The following is a 17,318-nucleotide window of genomic DNA, read 5'->3' on the forward strand; positions in this document are numbered from 1 at the left end:
GGAAAGAGAGCCTAGGCTCAGTATTAAATTGCACGGAAACAGCTGAATATCACTTGAGGATGAAGAGATGGAAAAAAAGCCGTTAGTGATCGCCATGGCGATAGCACTGAGTGGTACGGCCCTAAGTTTTACGTTAGCGGCAGAGGAAAGTGTTAAGCCCGTTGTTCAACAGGATGCGAATAAAAAACTGGTCACGACTGAATTTGATGAAGTATTGGTGAGTGCAACACGCATCAGTGAAAAAGCCTCCGAAACCAGCCGTAGCGTGGTAGTGATGGATGAAGAGCAACTTACGGTCGCCCAAGCATCATCAGTTGCCAATGCCCTTAAAAATGAGGCGAATATTACGTTGACTAATGGCCCAAGAGCTTCATCTCAAGGGGTTGAAATCCGTGGTTTAAGTGGCGATCGTGTGTTGCAAACAATTGACGGTGCAAGACAAAATACCAGCTCTGGTCACAGAGGTACCTACTTTATGGACCCAGAGTTGCTCAAATCCATCGAAGTGCTGCGCGGCCCTGCGAGTAGCTTGTGGGGCAGTGGTGCCCTCGGTGGCGTCGTAGCGCAGAATACTAAGTCGGCACAAGATTTTTTAGCACCAGACGAGACCTTTGGTGGTTATTTCAAACAAGGTTATGAGACCAATGGCTCCCGCACTAAAACCAGTGGCGCTATTTATGGTCAACAAGACAGCATCGATTGGTTACTCAATGGTTCCTATTACGATTCAAACAATATAAAAACCGGTAATGACGAAACTCTAAACAACAGTGCATCCCAAGGCAGCAGTGGTTTAGCTAAATTCGGTTGGCAAGCCGACGAGGCATCACGGTTAGAGTTATCTGCAAGAGCCAGCAAAAACAATGAATTAGTACCGAGCAATCCTTCTGCTGCTGTGAGTAGTTCAGTGCCTTTGGTGCGCCGCAAGACTGACGATCAAAACCTCACCCTAAACTACAGTCTCAATCCTGCTAATAACCCGTATCTGGATACTAAGATACAAGTGTATTGGAACAGTACCGACTACGATGAAGACCGTATTACGAAAGGTCAGCAAGACAGTACTGAGTTCCGCACTGTGGGGATTAACCTTAATAACAGTTCGCGTTTAGGTAATACTCTGTTGACCTACGGGGTCGATGGTTTTCGCGATACCATACAAACGACGCGTGATGATTCGGGCCAAGTGGGCCAGCGTCCAGAGAATATCGATGGCGAAACCACAGTATGGGGCGCTTTTACGCGTGCGGATATCGAGCTGACTAAGACGTTAAATCTTGATGCGGGTCTGCGTTATGACAGCTTTAAAAATGACAGCCATAATCTCAACTTATCCTCAGATGACAATGAGTTATCACCATCGCTTGGCTTGGTGTGGCAGACTCAGCCTTGGTTGACCTTAAGTGCCCGTTACGATCAAGCTTTCCGCGCACCTACGGTAGAGGAAATGTTCTCCAGTGGTACCCACTATTGCATCCCGCCAATCCCCGGATTTTTACCCCAAGGTTTATGTAACACCTTCGCGGTGAATTCGGATCTAAAAGCAGAGACTGCGCGCAATAAAGAAATCAAAGCGGACTTACGTTTCAGTGAGTTAGCGGGTGATGATGAACTGGCGCTAACGTTTAACGTTTTCCGTAACGATGTGGACGATTTTATCGTGCAGCAAGTGTCTAATCCTTGGCGTGGCATTCCTGGATTCGAGCAAACGACCTCATGGAATAACGTTGAAGATGCACGTTTAACAGGTTTTGAAATTAGCGGTCGTTACCGTATTGGCCAAACTCGCTTAGCGATGAATTACGGCCAAACCCATGGCGAAGATCGTCAAACGGGCGATGACATAGAAGGTATACCCGCCAATAAGTTCAATGTCGATTTATCCCAAGGCATTATGGAAGGCGACATGAAACTCGGCACTCGCGTCACTTATGTGGCGACTCAGTCGAATACGCCTGACGGCTTTAAAGTGGCGAAATACGACGATTACACTCTATGGGATGTGTATGTAGCGTGGGAGCCGACTATGGGCGCGATGGCGGGTGTGAGAGTGGATTTCGCAATCGAAAATATCGGTGATGAGAAGTATCAACAAGCGTGGCAAACCTTGTATCAACCGGGTCGTAATATGAAGTTATCGGCGCGCTATATGTTCTAAGCCACTCAATAGTCACTACCGCTGGAGACAGTAAAATGAAGATGACACTCGATACCGAGCTCAATGTCGCGCCAGATTTAAACTCTGAGCAACGTCAGCTAAGTGAGCAACAGGCGCAATTGCGACAACGATTTGAACAACAAGCTGATTTAATGCCAGCGCAGCTCGCCAGTGAATTAGGCATTGCCGAGCTCGAAGTGGTTGCAGCGCTGCCGCCCGAACAAGTGGTGTTTGTTCCGTTAACTCAGCTCGATACATTACTGCAAGCCTTACCCAAATGGGGAAAGTTAACCACTATTGTGATGTTATCTGGCAGCGTATTTGAATTTAAAGGAGATTTCCCCGAGGGAAAATACGCCCACGGTTATTACAACCTCTACAGCAAGGGGGACGGTTTGCATGGTCATCTCAAATTAGATGCCATGAGTGGTATCGCTTTGATCAGCAGACCTTTTAGAGGCAGCGAGAGCCATTCGATTAACTTTTTCGGCAGTGAAGGTGAGGTGGTGTTCAAAGTGTATTTAGGCCGTGATAAACAAAGAGCACTGTTTCCTGAGCAAGTTCGCCAATTTAAAGCGCTCGCGACAGCCTTTGCCTCGGTGCAATCACACCTCTGAATTGCAGCATTAACAAAAGTATTAAGGAAAACAGTAAATGAAGCCTGAAATTACCGAACAAGAACAGCGTTTAAGAGACAAACTCTTACCCGAAATCGAAGCCTTTAAACAGCAGCGCGAGACCTTACAACTAGCCACCATTGGTACAGATGGCCAGCCGAATGCGAGCTATGCGCCCTTCGCACTGGCAGATGATGGTTTTTATATTTTGGTGAGTGACTTAGCCCGTCACGGTCATAATTTAAAGCAATCATCTAAGGTCTCTGTGATGTTAGTTGAAGACGAAACTGCGGCCAAATCGGTTTTTGCCCGCAAGCGTTTAACCTTCGATGCGATTGCCGAGGCAGTACCCCGCGATACGCCCGCCTTCAGTAAAGGTGTTGGTGTGTTGTCGGCCCGTTTTGGCGAAATGTCCGATAACCTTGCGGCATTAACCGATTTTAACTTATACAAGCTCGCGCCCCATCAGGGTCTTTACGTCAAAGGTTTTGGCCAAGCATTTAGCCTGAGCGGCGCAGAGTTGTTAGATGTGGATTGGAAGCGCGATGGCCACCACGGCACGCCAAAAACGCCGGAAAACAAGCAAGTCGCTTAAGCCGCGCTAAGCTATTGTAATAAAACAAACCCGCACTCGCTGCGGGTTTGTTTTATGCTTTTCTCTTGAGTAAAACCACACAGCCCTTGAATTCCACTGCAAGAGGTAGCATCTCACTTATATGCTTTAAGTAATGCTGCGCGGTTAACGGTTGCAGATGATCCCATTCATGCTGATGTTATATTTGAATTGCCTTACCTACCTCAAGGATGCCACCCGTGACCGAGCCGACACACGAACTCGCCAAATCATCTGAACCCATTAAAGCGGGGGCTGAGCCATTGCCCGAAAAGTTAATTGCAGTCACGTCTACAACAAGCGCTGATACATCGAAGGCTAAACGGACCTCGGCGCAGCAAAGATCGGTATTGCCTTGGATTATGGGTTTTCTTAAACCCTACAAACTGAAAGTTGTCGCGGCGATTATCTGCTTGATGATAGGGTCGCTCGCTTGGTTATCATTGGGCCAAGGTGTGCGTTTGATGGTCGATGAAGGCTTTGTAAGGGATAATGCGCAGCGGCTGAATGAAATCATACTGTTAGTGCTCGGAATTACCGCCGTCAGTGGCACAGCGGTGTTTTGCCGCTTCTACTTGATGACTTGGCTTGGCGAGCGGGTCAGCGCCGATATTCGTCTAACGGTTTACAATCAACTGCTTAAACTCTCTCCCGCCTTTTACGCTAAGGTACGCACCGGTGAGGTGATCTCCCGTTTTACCGCCGATTCTACTTTGTTACAAACTGTGGTGGGTTCGAGTCTTTCCATGGCGCTGCGCTCTAGCGTAACTGTGCTTGGTGGTTTAGTCATGATGGGTATCACTAGCGTTAAGATGACATTGCTGGTGTTGTTGGCTGTGCCCTTAGTGTTAGGGCCGGTGATCTTTTTCGGCCGTAAAGTCCGTACGCTGGCGCGGGAAAGCCAAGATAGGGTTGCTGATCTCGGCGCTTATGTTGATGAAACACTTCATGAAATTCATACGGTACAAGCCTATGGGCATGAAGATAAAGACCGTAGCTTGTTCAATCGCCGCGTCGAAGATGTCATGTCTGCGGCCAGTGGCCGGATCCGTTACCGTGCCTTATTGATCTCAACCGTGATGTTTTTAAGTATCGCCGCAATTGCTATGGTGACTTGGGTCGGTGCCCACGATGTGATGGCGGGTAAGATGACGGGCGGTGAGTTATCTGCCTTTATGTTTTACGCTGTCATGGTCGCGGGCGCAGTAGCGACCATTAGCGAAGTGATAGGCGAGATCCAGCGGGCTTCTGGCGCCGCCGAACGTTTAATCGAACTGGCTGAAACGCAAGTGGATATTCCCGTTGCAACTCATCCTGTGACTTTGCCCGCCAAGGTCAGTGGGGAGTTAATGATTGAAGGACTCAATTTTGCCTATCCAAAGCATGATGTCTTAGTGCTAAAACAGCTCAATATGGCTATTGCCGCGGGTGAACGGGTTGCCTTAGTCGGGCCAAGTGGCGCGGGTAAAAGTACCTTGTTCCAGTTATTGCAACGCTTTTACGTGCCTAGCGCTGGCAGTATTCGACTGGAAGGTATTGATATTGCTAATCTTCTGCCGCAGGAGTTGCGGTCGCAGTTTGCTCTAGTGCCGCAGGACTCGGTAATTTTTGCGACTAGCGTACTTGAAAACGTGCGTTATGGTCGAGTCGATGCCACCGAGCAAGAAGTGATAGATGCCTGTATTGCGGCCCGTGCCCACGAGTTTATTAGCGAGTTTACTGAAGGTTATCAAACCTATTTAGGTGAGCGTGGTGTGCGGCTTTCTGGTGGACAAAAGCAACGTATTGCCATTGCGCGGGCGATTTTAGCCAACAGACCGATATTGTTACTCGATGAAGCGACCAGCGCTTTAGATGCGGTAAGCGAGCAGAAAGTGAAGCAAGCGCTGGATGTATTGATGGCGGGTAAAACGACTTTGATTATTGCTCACCGTTTATCGACGGTAATCAATGCCGATAGGATTTTTGTGTTTGATAAGGGCGAGATTGTCGCCAGCGGTCGCCACCAAGAGTTAATGCAATCTAATGCGTTATATCGTGAATTTGCCAGTCTGCAATTGTTAACCGAAGAGGCCAATGCCAGCGCCTTGAATGAGACCGTGTAGGTAAAATAAAACCCAGTTGCTAGCTGAAACGCTCAGGCTAGCTTACTGGGTCTTTTATTGTGTTTTTGTTTCTTAGCTTTGCCTTTAAATGCGTTTTTTAAGCTTTATCTTTTAGCTCGCGGCGCAAAATTTTGCCGACGGTACTTTTAGGTAATTGCGCCATAAATTCAATCACTTTTGGCAATTTATAGGCGGTTAACTGCTCGCGGCAATAGGTTAGAATGGCCTCTTTAGCCTGTTGATGATCTTGGCTATCATCCTTTAGCACGATAAAGGCTTTAACCGCTTCGCCCGAGTGCTCATCTTTTACTCCCACCACGGCGCATTCGATCACATTAGGGTGGCTCGCTAGGACGTTTTCCACTTCGTTGGGATAGACATTAAAACCTGAGACTATGATCATATCTTTTTTACGATCAACTATTTGGTGGAAACCTTCCGCTGTTGCTATGGCAATATCCCCAGTTTTGAAGAAGCCATCTTGAGTCATAGCATTGGCGGTTTCCTGCGGATTATTCCAATATCCCCGCATGACTTGTGGGCCGCGTGCAGCTAATTCTCCGGCCGTACCTAAGGGCACTTCAATGTCGTTTTCATCTAAGAGTTTAACCTCAGTGCCAATCACAGGTTTACCAATAGTGCCTAGTTTTTGATAACCGGGTGCATTGAGTGAAATCACCGGCGAAGTTTCAGATAGCCCATAACCTTCACTGATCATGTTGCCTGTCGTCTGTTGCCAAATGTTGGCCGCCGCGGCTGTCAGTGCTGTGCCGCCCGAGATGGTGATTTTTAAATGGCTAAAATCGAGTGCTTTAAACTCGGGTTGATGGCATAGGGCGACAAACAGAGTATTGAGTCCTGCAAATCCAGTGAAGGGATATTTGGCGAGTGTCTTAATTAAGCCGCTAATATCCCGTGGATTTGGAATTAATACCGAGCAGCCGCCACACTCGAAATACAGCACTAAGTTCACCATAAACGCATAAATATGGTAAATCGGTAGCGGTGCAACGAAGATATCTTCCCCTTCGGTGATCACGCTCGCGATGCGGGATTTTACCTGCGCCGCATTAGCGAGCATATTGCCGTGGGTCAACATGGCACCTTTAGATAATCCTGTGGTGCCGCCCGTATATTGCAATGCCGAGAGGTCGTCGAGATTTGAGATAAATCGGCTAAAGGGGAGTTCTGCGCCTTGTTTTAAAATTTGGCAAAACTCCACATTCTTCAGGCCTGTCTTAGGCTGTACGTGCGGATCGATCAAATCTAAAGGGTGGGTTGAAATGACGTATTCTATTTTGGTGCTGTCGATGACTTTGGCTAAGGTCGGTAATAGATCGGATAACACCACGATCGCTTTGGCACCAGAATCATTGAACTGATGGATGAGCTCACGCTCGGTATATAGGGGATTAGTGTTAACTAAGATAAGCCCAGCCCTGATTGCGCCGTAGGCCGCGATGACAAATTGGGTGATATTAGGCAATTGAATGGCGATGCGATCGCCCGGTTTGAGTGTGGTCTTATTTTGTAAATAGGCGGCAAAGTAACGAGAGTCGCGTTCTATCTCGTTAAAACTGCTGGTTTTACCGAGACAGGCATAGGCGGGTTTATCACCGTAACGCAGGCTGGTTTTCTCGATCAGATCGACCAGTGATGAGTAGTTTAGTTTGAGTTGAGAGTCTTGATCGTATGCCATGCTGAACTACCTCAAAGATGATGTTTATTAGTTGTTATTATTTTAGAGTTAAACAGGTGTTTAGATTAGAGGGTGTTAGCACTAGAGGTCAATGCTTATCGCGAAAAACATCTTTATGCCAATAACGGTATCTTTATGTAAAAAATAGTATTTTTACTCTAAAGCTAAGTGCTTAACTATAGCTTAGTTATCTTAGAATCTTAGTTATCTAATGAACCACAAAACCTAAATAAGAGTTGAAGGAAAGACAATTTAAAATTTGTAACCGTTATGTTTCTAAGGATTAAGATTGAATGTGCTCAATTTGCTTTGTCTATGCGCCGTTTAACGGGGAAATTTTCAGCTTTGTAGGCGTTTAAGGTTTGATTCCGATGTATGAGACGTTAAAGATCAGGTTGTCATTTGGGGATGAATTTCTGCCTTTAACCAGCGCTTGAGTTGATTCCTCAAGCGCCGATTGGGTAGTTAATTTGATGATGACCAATGTTACGGTAACTCATATTAAGCGCTAAAAGCCCAGTGCTAAGGACTGAAGAATCCGGTTTCTTGGCTCACTTGTTGTGTTGGTTGTTTAACATCCGTCACCGAGAATTGGATCATTTTGCGCCCCGAGGGGATGGCATCCTTATCGGCTAATACTGTGACGGGATAGTCCACTTGTTCACCCGCTGCCAAGGTAATAATAGGATCGGCAATCAAGCTAAAGGGCATTTCACTGTCGACGGCGAGTTGATATTGCTTAGTATCTTGTGTCTTGTTGCGGATCTTCAGCTGATAGGTATTTTCAACTTTATTATCTGAGGTTTCACGGTACAAGCTTTGGCGATCACGGATCACGTTAAGTTGGATCTCGCTGCGGCTATTTAAGTCTAACCCTATGACGATAAACATGATAATGACCGCTGCACCGTAGCCTAAGAAACGCGGCGAGCGCCAATAGGAGTAATTCACTCCCTTAAGATCATTTTCACTCATATAGCCGATAAGATTCTGCTTGTAATCGAACTTCAACATAGTCTCATTACAGGCATCGACACAGGCGCCGCAGTTGATGCACTCATATTGCAAGCCGTTACGAATATCTATCCCTGTCGGGCAAACTTCGACACACAAATTACAGTCAACACAGTCACCTAAAGTATTGTTATCTTGATTGTTCTCTTGTTTACGTTTGCGAGGGCCACGGGCTTCACCGCGCTGTGCATCATAGGTCACGGTTTTAGTGTTGGCATCAAACATCACAGCTTGGAAACGTGAATAGGGGCAGCAATGTAAGCACATTTGCTCGCGCATCCAGCCCGCATTGAGATAAGTACAAATGGCGAAAAACCACACCCAGCTTGTCACCCAGAAGCTGGCATTACCTGTCAAGATGTCCGCATAAAGTTCGCGGGCGGGAATAAAATAACCGATAAAACCACAGCCAGTGAGCAGAGCTGTTAGACCCCAAAGTAAGTGTTTTGCACTTCTTTTACCGATTTTACTGCTAGTCCAAGGGGCTTTGTCGAGCTGCTTACGTTTATTACTGCTGCCTTCGATGCGCGTTTCTATCCACACATAGATAAAGGTCCACGCCGTTTGTGGGCAAAGGTAACCGCACCAAACACGGCCCCAAAATACGGTAATGAAAAACAGACCGAAGGCGGCGGCGATAAAAATCCATGCCAGCAAGGTAAAGTCCTGTGGCCAGAGCGTGATACCAAAGAAGAAAAACTGTTGTTGGCTGATATCTAACAGTATTGCTTGGCGGCCATCAATAGAGATAAACGGCAGGGCGAAAAACATCACGATCAATAGGCTATTCATCATGGTTCGCAGGCGCTGAAAATCACCTTTTTGCTCTCGGAAATGGATATTGCCAGAGGGGAGACGACTCTTTGCTGCGGTTTCAGTAGAGAGGTTTTTAACCGGAATGTGTAGCTCTACTGAGGCAGGTTTCGCGCCCACACTCTTATTTACACTTGGAGAATTTGGGGTAACTTCGCTCTTGGGCATAAAGGGTCCTAACGGCTTAAATAAGATTCGCCTCCCTATAGCAAGCGCTAGGCCAAGTTTTAATTTGCTCAACATCATGATATTTATGATTATTTTGTGATTGGAACTAAATGCGGATCACGATATATCACACATTGGCGATATATCGCGTTTTTAGTGTGCTCGTTTTGAATTAGATTTCACTCGATTGACGCTGGATCCCCAGTTTTTTCATTCGCGATCTCAGTGTACTTGCGGGCACACCGAGGACATTCGCTGCGCCGAGTGGGCCAGATATGCGCCAGTTTAAGCGCTTAAGGGTTTGTTCTATATGCAGCGCTTCCACTTCCGCTAAGGTTTGCCCTTGGGTTTGAGCTAAGGGATTATTGCTCGGCATAGCGTGGATCTGCAGAATATCTCCTTGGGATAGAATGGCTTCGCGTTCGAGGATATTTTGCAGTTCGCGCACATTGCCCGGCCAAGTATAAGCCATGAGTTTTTGTAGCCCTTTTTGGCTCACTCCACGGATTTTTTTACCTAGCTTACGATTCAAGTTGTGCAGAATATGGCTGACGAGTTCGGGAATATCTTCGATTCTTGCGCGCAGTGGTGGTACTTGAATAGGGAATACATTCAAACGGTAATAGAGATCCATCCTAAATAATCCCTGTTCGACTCGCTTGAGTAAATCGTGGTGACTGGCGGCAACTAAGCGAATATCCACTTGAATGGTTTCGCTGCCACCGAGACGTTCAAAGGATTGTTCTTGGATGACTCGCAGTAGCTTTGATTGGGCTTCTAAACTGAGTTCAGCGACTTCGTCGAGGAACAGTGTGCCTTGATGAGCAAGTTCGAAGCGACCTTTACGGCGGCTTGTGGCGCCAGTAAATGCCCCCTTCTCGTGACCAAAGAGTTCACTTTCTAGTAAAGATGCCGAAAACGCGGCACAGTTGACACTGATCATGGGTTTATCTTTGCGGCGACTGAGCTGATGTAAGTTACGGGCAACGAGTTCTTTTCCTGTGCCATTTTCACCACAAATGAGCACAGTACTGTCGGTATTGGCCACCATGTGCAATTGCTGAATCATATGGCGGATCACTGTACTGGCACCCGAAATATCCACATCACCCGTTTTGTCTGCCAACTCTGCCTGTAGATAATGATTTTCAGAGGCGAGTCGCTCCGAGAGCGCTTGTACTTGGGCTAGGGCTTGGCGTAATGACTGCTCTGTTTGTTTTTGAATACTAATGTCGCGAAATATCGCGACTACGCCAATCAGTTGATTGTCACGGTAAACAGGGGTGGAACTGTAATGAACTGGGAAGCTACTGCCATCTTTACGCCAAAATACATCGTGGGTGATTTCTCGGGTGATCCCATCCTTTAAGGTGTTGTAAATTGGACAATCCTCTTGGGGATAATGACTGCCATCTGCATGGCTGTGATGATGGCAGTTATGGATGTTTTTACCGAGTAGCTCTTCATTCTTCCAACCCGTCATGCGTTCGGCTGCCGGATTGATAAACACCGCATTACCGCTTAAATCAAATCCATAAATACCTTCGCCGACAGCGTTGAGCAGTAACTGGTTTTCCGGTAAGAAATGCTTATCTATCGATTTTTCATTATTGACTGAAATCTTATTGGTCATCTGTCTTACTCTGGTTTTGGCGGTATTTTCTGAGTATACCTTAAGTACTGTGACGCGATATATCGTGTTTTTGATTATGCCCTTTAAGCATTTTTCCTTTGGTGATTTTTCTGCTCACACTTTTTGCCGTTCGAGTACATTTTACTTGGTGCCATACTCTAAAAAATATTTTCATCTAAGAAATTGATATAAAAGATAAATGACTAATATTCATTCAAAAGTCTGATTTAACATTGGATATTGTTTAATTTGTGTTATAAAAATGTTTGTGTAATGTGATTTTGTGTTGGCCGTGGTAGCAAGGTTTAGGGACGAGAATCGCACAAAGCAGGTCAGGTATTCTAAAAATAATAAGCAGTTGGGATGAATATGATGACCTCAAAGAAGCAGAAGTTTGGATTAAGTGCAGTGAGTTTGGCGATTACTCTAGCCTTGTCTGGTAGTTTAATCAGTCCGCAGGCAATAGCAGAAGAAGATGAGACGGCTGTTAAAAATGAGAACGTTGAAAAAATTGCAGTTGTAGGGTCCCGTGCTGCGCCACGCTCAATCGGCGATTCCCCCGTTCCTATTGATATTATTAGTAGTGACGACCTTAAAAAGAATGGTTCGACTGACATGATTGATATGTTAGTGACTTCGGTGCCATCGTTTAACTCACGCGCTCAACCCATTAGTGATGCAGCAACCTTAGTTCGTCCCGTTAATTTACGGGGTTTGCCATCAGACAGTACGCTAGTGCTAGTCAACGGTAAGCGTCGTCACCGTGCATCTGTGATTGCGTTCCAAGGTGGTGGTATTAACGATGGCGCTCAAGGTCCTGATATCTCAGTTATTCCTGGTTCTGCATTAAAGCAAGTTGAAGTGTTGCGCGACGGCGCTGCGGCGCAGTATGGGTCGGATGCGATTGCCGGAGTCATGAACTTTGTTTTAAAAGATAATTCCGAGGGTGGTTCTATCACTGTGACCCAAGGAGAATATTACGAGGGTGATGGTGCTACGACTACGGTCGAAGGTGATGTCGGTTTACCTGTGACTGAAAATGGCTTCGTCAATTTGAGCTTCCAGTATAAAAATGCTGACTCCACTAGCCGTAGTGTGCAGCGTCCTGATGCGGCTAACTTAGCCGAGCAGGGTAATACCGCGATTAATGACCCCGCTCAAGTGTGGGGTAATCCTGAAATTAATGATGACTATTCAGTGTTCATCAACTCAGGCTTAGACATTAATGCCAATATGCATGCCTATGCCTTTGGTAATCTGTCTTCCCGCGATGCCGTGGGAGGCTTCTATTATCGTTACCCGCAAAATCGTAGCAATGTGTATTCCAATGATGATGGCCAGAATTTACTTGTGGGCGCTGTAAATGGTGATCCATCAACATGTGGACTCGTACCGATCCCTAAAAATGCTGATGGAAGTGACGGCAACGTACTCGACACTGATGCATACAAGGCGATGGTTGCCGATCCCAATTGCTTTGCCATGAACCAAATTTTCCCAGGGGGTTATACACCGCAGTTCACCGGCACCATTGAAGATATGTCCTTCTTCGCAGGTGTAAAAGGCGATATCGGTGAATGGAATTATGATTTCAGTGCTGGTACGGGCAGTAACAAAGCCAGTTTTGGTCTTAAAAATTCGTTGAATCCATCACTAGGATTAGACACTCCGACCGATTTTGATACGGGGGCTTATGAGCAAGTTGAAACTACCGTTAACCTCGATTTCTCGCGCTTCATAACCTTAGGAGGCATTGAAGACATTAGCTTTGCTTCTGGTTTTGAATGGCGAAATGAGTCGTTTGAGATTTCTCAAGGTGATGAAGCCTCGTGGATTGCTGGCCCTTATGCTAGTCAAGGTTTCAACATTGGTGCGCATGGTTTTAAAGGCTTTGGCCCAGAGTCTGCGGGTAAAAACTCACGTCATAACATAGGTATTTATACTGATTTAGAAGCTTATTTAAGTGATGACTGGTTACTCGGTTTAGCACTGCGCTACGAAGACTTTTCAACCTTTGGTGATACGTTAAATTACAAATTGACGTTGCAGTATTCTGCAACGGATGAATTGTCGTTCCGCGCCTCACACAGCACCGGCTTTCGTGCTCCAACGGTTGGCCAAGAAAACGTGGTGAATACCCAGACATCGATCATCGATGGTGAATTGATCCAGACCTTTATTGCCCCCCCAACCGATCCGCTTGCGGCATTTTACGGTGGTGAAGTGTTAAAGCCAGAAGAGTCGATTAGTTATGCGATTGGGGCTGTATATGAGTACGAAAGCTTCTTCTTAACGGTCGATTACTACAACATTGGCGTAGAGGGCCGTATTGCACAGTCGAGTAAGATTGATGTTGAGGCTACAGATTATGATGCCTTACGTGCCGCAGGGGTTGAGTTCCCTGAGTTGATCCAAGGCGTGAGCTATTACACCAATGACTTTGATACTACGACTCAAGGTATCGATATCGTCGCCTCCTATGATGCGGAAATCCTATCGGGTAATGCTAAGTTCAGTCTTGCTTATGGTTGGACCGATACCAGCGTTGATAAATACGATCCCGAAACCACTGATGAAGGCAAGGTTCGCCGTTTAGAAGATGGTATCCCCGCACATCGTGCCACCTTAACTTGGGCACAGTCATGGGACAAGTTAACCCTGTTACTGCGTGGTAACTATTTTGGCGAGTACTATGCGACTCATGCTGACGATACCTCTGATTGGGGCTCTGAAATGGCTGATGCTGCGGTGACCGTCGATCTTGAAATGAGCTATCAATTACTTGATGGCTTAACGCTGGCGGTGGGGGCTAATAATCTATTTGATCAAGAAGCGCAAAAGCTGAAAGAAGGGACCTTGGGTGAACTCGGTGGCGTTTATTATGAAAGTGGGCCATTCGATTACAACGGCGGTTTCTACTATGGTCGAGTGAATTACCGTTTTTAATGAGTAAGCCAATTTATAGAAGCGATTTCTAACCCACCTTTCAAGAAATTTGGCTTTTATAAATAGAAGTGAAGTAAGCAAAAAGGCTGCAATGCAGCCTTTTTTATTCGTATTTGACTCGTCCTAAATATGGTTTAGTGCTTAGTTACGATTCGTTTGCGCGGCAACTAAACCATTTAACACATCACTCATACTGAGTTTTGACGGCAAGAGAATCCCATTAGGGGCGCTTGGACCATAAATTTTATTGTAGGGCGTGCCGGGCACTCCTTCGTGGCGCATATAGGTTTCAATCGTTTTATTCGCCTCACTCCAGTTACCTTGCATCAGAATGATATTGTCGGCCATCAAGGCATTTACAATTTGCTCCCTGTGGGTGACTTCCGCTTTATTCGTTTGGCAGATGGTGCACCAATCAGAGGTAATATCGACAAAGACGGTATAGCCTTGGGCAACCAGAGGCGCGATTTTCTCTGGGGCTAAGGTGTGCCATTGTAGTTTTTGATAGGCTTGGTAATCCTCGCTTTTGTGCACAAATCCAATAATAGCACTGAGTCCTAAGGCGAAAAATCCCAGCACAAAAATCACCGTCAGTGGTATGGTTTTACCTTTTTGTCTTTGCCAAAGCAGCAATAAGATCGCACCTATTAATAGGCAAAGAATAAAAATACTGGTCAGCGTTATAGTGTTCATAAAATTTCCTGATTGAGAATCGCCTTTGTGATAATAGCGATGAAGGCTTAGGTATTAAGGTTTGGCTATAAAGACTTAGGTTAGCGCTAATCTTAGCGGTTAACGGCTTAAATCAGTGTGAATTTATGGGATTATCGCATTTGGGGTTCTCTTAAATAACTGTTCATTTATTGAAAATGGATTTATTAGCGTTAACGCCTTGATGGCGCGATGTTAGAATAGCAAGCAAGTTTAAGGCCCAGCAGTGGGCTTTTTTATTCGGCGAAAGGTGTCATCAATGAGTTGGAGTACTTGGTTAGGTTTATTGGCTATTTGTTGTTTGGGGGCTATGTCGCCGGGCCCAAGTTTGACTATGGTAGTACGTCATACTTTAGGTGGTGGGCGGGGAAAGGGGATCGTCTGTGCTTGGGCACACTCGATAGGGATTGGGATCTATGCGCTGGTGACGTTACTGGGCTTAGCCGTAGTCCTTAAAAAGGCGCCCTTAGTCTTTAATGGCATTGCGATTCTCGGTGCCTTATACCTTGCTTGGATGGGAGTTCAAGCGCTGCGTTCTAATGGCGGTATGCAAGCTAAATTGGCTGCAGGGGAGGCGACGGATACCTTAACTGCCGCCCGTGATGGTATCGCCATTTCTTTATTCAACCCTAAGATAATGCTATTTTTTCTTGCGTTATTCAGCCAATTTGTGATGGTCGCCGACAGCATGACGGCTAAAGCATTAATTGTCTTTACACCGTTAGTGGTCGATGGTCTTTGGTACACTTTGATAGCCTTATTGCTATCCCACTCGAGTGTGTTGCCTAAATTGAGAGAGAAAGCGGGGTTAATTGATAAGTTATCCGGCGTAGTATTAATATTGCTGGCGATCCGTGTGATGTACACGCTTTAGTGATCTATCTAAAATCATTGGTTTTAAATAACAAACACGCCATCAATCGATGGCGTGTTTGTTGATGGCTATGCATTTAAATCAAGGCGTGATTAGCCTTTAAACATTTGCACAGAATTATCAGCTTCTTCTGCCACACTTTCTTGGATAATGGGTGGATTGGCAATGTGGTCGTCTAAGTTGTCACTCAGCATTTCTTTGAATTCACTGCTAAACCATTCTAATGCGCTCTCTTTTTCTGCACCGAGATCCGCTGATTTAATCGCGGCTTCGAAGGCATTAAAACGTGCTGCGGCAAAACGGAGTGCTGTGCCAACTTTACCTACATCTGCTTCTTGTTGGCTTAGCTGATTGGCTAAGGCAATAAACTGATCGGCAAGTTCGTAAATGGTGGTGCTGCTCGTGTCGGTCATGGCGTTCACTCTAAAAAAGTAACAGATTAAAGTTCGATTCTAACTTAATTGGTGTAAGAAGGAATCGTCAGGCATTAACTATTGGGATCTGTGTCGGTAATGACGACTCCTGTGTGGGAGTCATAATTAATCGACAGTTTATCGTTTGTTCGAAACAAATAAGTGCACTGGCCAGGATCGGTATAACTGGCTTTATAGTCGGTTTCAGTCGCATCAATATTCAAGCGCGAGACACTCGGCTGGGTATTTTGAAATAATACTTCCCATACCGATATACAGTCTTCGACATTATCGAGTGCCGGAGAGGCCTCATTGCCATGGATATAGTGTTGTGCTGGCCAACCGAAGGCGTTGAAATCTATTTGTTCGGATTGTGCCGTACCAAATACGGGTAAATCCTCTTTTGGACCTGAGCCCACTTTTACAGCCCATACGGAACGTGCCAGATTGATGGCTGATTTAAAGCCTCCGCCTGCCGCTTTAACTGTTGCAATTTGAGCATCTTGTTGCACATTGATAAATTTTGGCAGGGCCACTACGGCTAAAATACCGAGCACTATGATGACCACCACAAGTTCAATTAAGGTGAAACCCGTTTGATGTCTTTGAATTGATTTATCAGAATGTTGGATCATCATTACGTATCAGAGTGTGCGAGAATGGGCGCACTATATCACTTAATTTCGAATGTTTTAAATTGAAAGTCTTAACGTGAGACCTAGCAGGTTTAGTGGTATTACTTAGCGGCAGGTAAGGTCTGCAAACTTGCCATACTACTACAGGACTTTTAAGCTAACCCGATTATAGAATTGAGGAAGTAAAATAGTGACTCAGGCGACATGGCAAACATTTATCGATGAGCAAAGAGCTTTGCCTTATTTTCAGCAACTAAGCGCATTTGTTGACAATGAACGCAGGGCTGGGAAAGTGGTTTATCCACCCGAAGTTGATGTTTTCAATGCTTTTAGTATGACGCCCCTTGAACAAGTCAGAGTGGTTTTGATTGGCCAAGATCCCTATCACGGCCCAGATCAAGCCCATGGTTTATGTTTTTCGGTTAAATGCGGGATAAAACCACCGCCATCTTTAGCCAATATGTACAAAGAATTAGCGACGGATATTGACGGTTTTGTTGTGCCATCCCATGGCGATTTATCCGCATGGGCGGAGCAGGGGATATTGATGCTCAATACTGTGCTGACCGTTGAGCAAGGCAAGGCGCATTCCCATGCCAAAGCCGGGTGGGAAGTATTTACGACTGCGGTGCTGGAATTATTAAATCGGCAGACTCAGCCGATTATTTTCGTGCTTTGGGGTAGTCATGCCATCAAAAAAGGTCAAGTTATTAACGCACCGCAACATCAAGTGCTCACAGGACCACATCCTTCACCTTTATCGGCTTATCGCGGTTTTTTGGGTTGTGGGCATTTCTCTCAAGTGAATCAATTATTGCTTGAGCGAGGCGAAACGCCGATCCTTTGGCAGGTTTGATTTTAGGATTGCGGTTAAAGCAATAATAAAGGTCTTACTGAGTAAGACCTTTATTTTGGGGGC

General features: G+C 45.7%; 13 protein-coding genes. 7 read left to right on the top strand and 6 right to left on the bottom strand.

Annotated elements, in window-relative coordinates; translation table 11 throughout:
* The first annotated feature begins 67 nt into the window (after positions 1 to 67).
* From L5M71_RS15735 to L5M71_RS15750, 4 genes are all read left to right on the top strand, one after another.
* The gene (locus L5M71_RS15735; RefSeq protein ID WP_263208651.1) at positions 68 to 2,158 is read left to right on the top strand and encodes a TonB-dependent hemoglobin/transferrin/lactoferrin family receptor; all 2,091 of its coding nucleotides are present in this window, start codon (positions 68 to 70) and stop codon (positions 2,156 to 2,158) included.
* A 35-nt stretch (positions 2,159 to 2,193) separates the two neighbouring features.
* Positions 2,194 to 2,775: a heme utilization cystosolic carrier protein HutX gene (gene hutX / locus L5M71_RS15740; protein WP_375539963.1), complete on the top strand. Its 582-nt coding sequence runs from the start codon at positions 2,194 to 2,196 to the stop codon at positions 2,773 to 2,775.
* A gap of 37 nt (positions 2,776 to 2,812) precedes the next feature.
* Positions 2,813 to 3,370, top strand: coding sequence for a heme utilization protein HutZ (hutZ, locus tag L5M71_RS15745; protein ID WP_263178475.1), 558 nt, complete (start codon positions 2,813 to 2,815; stop codon positions 3,368 to 3,370).
* Between the two features lie 218 nt (positions 3,371 to 3,588).
* Complete coding sequence (locus L5M71_RS15750; RefSeq protein WP_263208652.1) at positions 3,589 to 5,493, top strand: ABC transporter transmembrane domain-containing protein; 1,905 nt, start codon at positions 3,589 to 3,591, stop codon at positions 5,491 to 5,493.
* Between the two features lie 97 nt (positions 5,494 to 5,590).
* On the opposite strand, the gene L5M71_RS15755 is transcribed toward L5M71_RS15750, so the two are convergent.
* The 3 genes from L5M71_RS15755 to L5M71_RS15765 all read right to left on the bottom strand — a co-directional run bounded on the left by L5M71_RS15755 (position 5,591) and on the right by L5M71_RS15765 (position 10,820).
* Positions 5,591 to 7,192, bottom strand: coding sequence for an AMP-binding protein (locus tag L5M71_RS15755; RefSeq protein ID WP_263148345.1), 1,602 nt, complete (start codon positions 7,190 to 7,192; stop codon positions 5,591 to 5,593).
* A gap of 522 nt (positions 7,193 to 7,714) precedes the next feature.
* Complete coding sequence (gene ccoG, locus L5M71_RS15760; RefSeq protein ID WP_263208653.1) at positions 7,715 to 9,187, bottom strand: cytochrome c oxidase accessory protein CcoG; 1,473 nt, start codon at positions 9,185 to 9,187, stop codon at positions 7,715 to 7,717.
* Between the two features lie 172 nt (positions 9,188 to 9,359).
* A complete protein-coding gene (locus L5M71_RS15765; protein WP_263208654.1) occupies positions 9,360 to 10,820 on the bottom strand; it encodes a sigma-54 interaction domain-containing protein in 1,461 nt (486 codons plus the stop codon).
* 369 nt (positions 10,821 to 11,189) lie between these two features.
* Between L5M71_RS15765 and L5M71_RS15770 the strand changes: the two genes are divergently transcribed.
* Positions 11,190 to 13,766 carry a TonB-dependent receptor plug domain-containing protein gene (locus tag L5M71_RS15770; protein ID WP_263208696.1) on the top strand — a complete coding sequence of 859 codons (2,577 nt, stop codon included), beginning with the start codon at positions 11,190 to 11,192 and terminating at the stop codon, positions 13,764 to 13,766.
* 141 nt (positions 13,767 to 13,907) lie between these two features.
* Here the strand turns inward: L5M71_RS15770 and L5M71_RS15775 are convergent, their stop codons facing one another.
* Positions 13,908 to 14,459 carry a thioredoxin family protein gene (locus L5M71_RS15775; RefSeq protein WP_219255264.1) on the bottom strand — a complete coding sequence of 184 codons (552 nt, stop codon included), beginning with the start codon at positions 14,457 to 14,459 and terminating at the stop codon, positions 13,908 to 13,910.
* A 277-nt stretch (positions 14,460 to 14,736) separates the two neighbouring features.
* Here L5M71_RS15775 and L5M71_RS15780 point away from each other — a divergent pair, with 277 nt between their 5' ends.
* A complete protein-coding gene (locus L5M71_RS15780; RefSeq protein WP_263208655.1) occupies positions 14,737 to 15,351 on the top strand; it encodes a LysE family translocator in 615 nt (204 codons plus the stop codon).
* Between the two features lie 92 nt (positions 15,352 to 15,443).
* Here the strand turns inward: L5M71_RS15780 and L5M71_RS15785 are convergent, their stop codons facing one another.
* Together L5M71_RS15785 and L5M71_RS15790 are read right to left on the bottom strand one after the other, a co-directional pair.
* A complete protein-coding gene (locus L5M71_RS15785; protein ID WP_105250001.1) occupies positions 15,444 to 15,764 on the bottom strand; it encodes a DUF3144 domain-containing protein in 321 nt (106 codons plus the stop codon).
* Between the two features lie 74 nt (positions 15,765 to 15,838).
* Entirely contained in the window at positions 15,839 to 16,402 is a 564-nt protein-coding gene (locus L5M71_RS15790) for a Tfp pilus assembly protein FimT/FimU (protein ID WP_263208656.1), read from the bottom strand.
* A gap of 187 nt (positions 16,403 to 16,589) precedes the next feature.
* Here L5M71_RS15790 and ung point away from each other — a divergent pair, with 187 nt between their 5' ends.
* Positions 16,590 to 17,255: a uracil-DNA glycosylase gene (gene ung, locus L5M71_RS15795; protein WP_263208657.1), complete on the top strand. Its 666-nt coding sequence runs from the start codon at positions 16,590 to 16,592 to the stop codon at positions 17,253 to 17,255.
* Positions 17,256 to 17,318: the final 63 nt, after the last annotated feature.

This window comes from Shewanella sp. SW1 (assembly GCF_025653545.1).
GTDB lineage: Bacteria > Pseudomonadota > Gammaproteobacteria > Enterobacterales > Shewanellaceae > Shewanella > Shewanella oncorhynchi.

Coding starts and splice junctions, on each gene's coding strand:
- L5M71_RS15765 (WP_263208654.1), bottom strand. CDS start 10,820: ATGACCAATAAGATTTCAGTCAATAATGAAAAATCGATAGATAAGCAT.
- L5M71_RS15755 (WP_263148345.1), bottom strand. CDS start 7,192: ATGGCATACGATCAAGACTCTCAACTCAAACTAAACTACTCATCACTG.
- L5M71_RS15785 (WP_105250001.1), bottom strand. CDS start 15,764: ATGACCGACACGAGCAGCACCACCATTTACGAACTTGCCGATCAGTTT.
- hutZ (WP_263178475.1), top strand. CDS start 2,813: ATGAAGCCTGAAATTACCGAACAAGAACAGCGTTTAAGAGACAAACTC.
- L5M71_RS15780 (WP_263208655.1), top strand. CDS start 14,737: ATGAGTTGGAGTACTTGGTTAGGTTTATTGGCTATTTGTTGTTTGGGG.
- L5M71_RS15770 (WP_263208696.1), top strand. CDS start 11,190: ATGATGACCTCAAAGAAGCAGAAGTTTGGATTAAGTGCAGTGAGTTTG.
- L5M71_RS15775 (WP_219255264.1), bottom strand. CDS start 14,459: ATGAACACTATAACGCTGACCAGTATTTTTATTCTTTGCCTATTAATA.
- ccoG (WP_263208653.1), bottom strand. CDS start 9,187: ATGCCCAAGAGCGAAGTTACCCCAAATTCTCCAAGTGTAAATAAGAGT.
- hutX (WP_375539963.1), top strand. CDS start 2,194: ATGAAGATGACACTCGATACCGAGCTCAATGTCGCGCCAGATTTAAAC.
- L5M71_RS15735 (WP_263208651.1), top strand. CDS start 68: ATGGAAAAAAAGCCGTTAGTGATCGCCATGGCGATAGCACTGAGTGGT.
- L5M71_RS15790 (WP_263208656.1), bottom strand. CDS start 16,402: ATGATGATCCAACATTCTGATAAATCAATTCAAAGACATCAAACGGGT.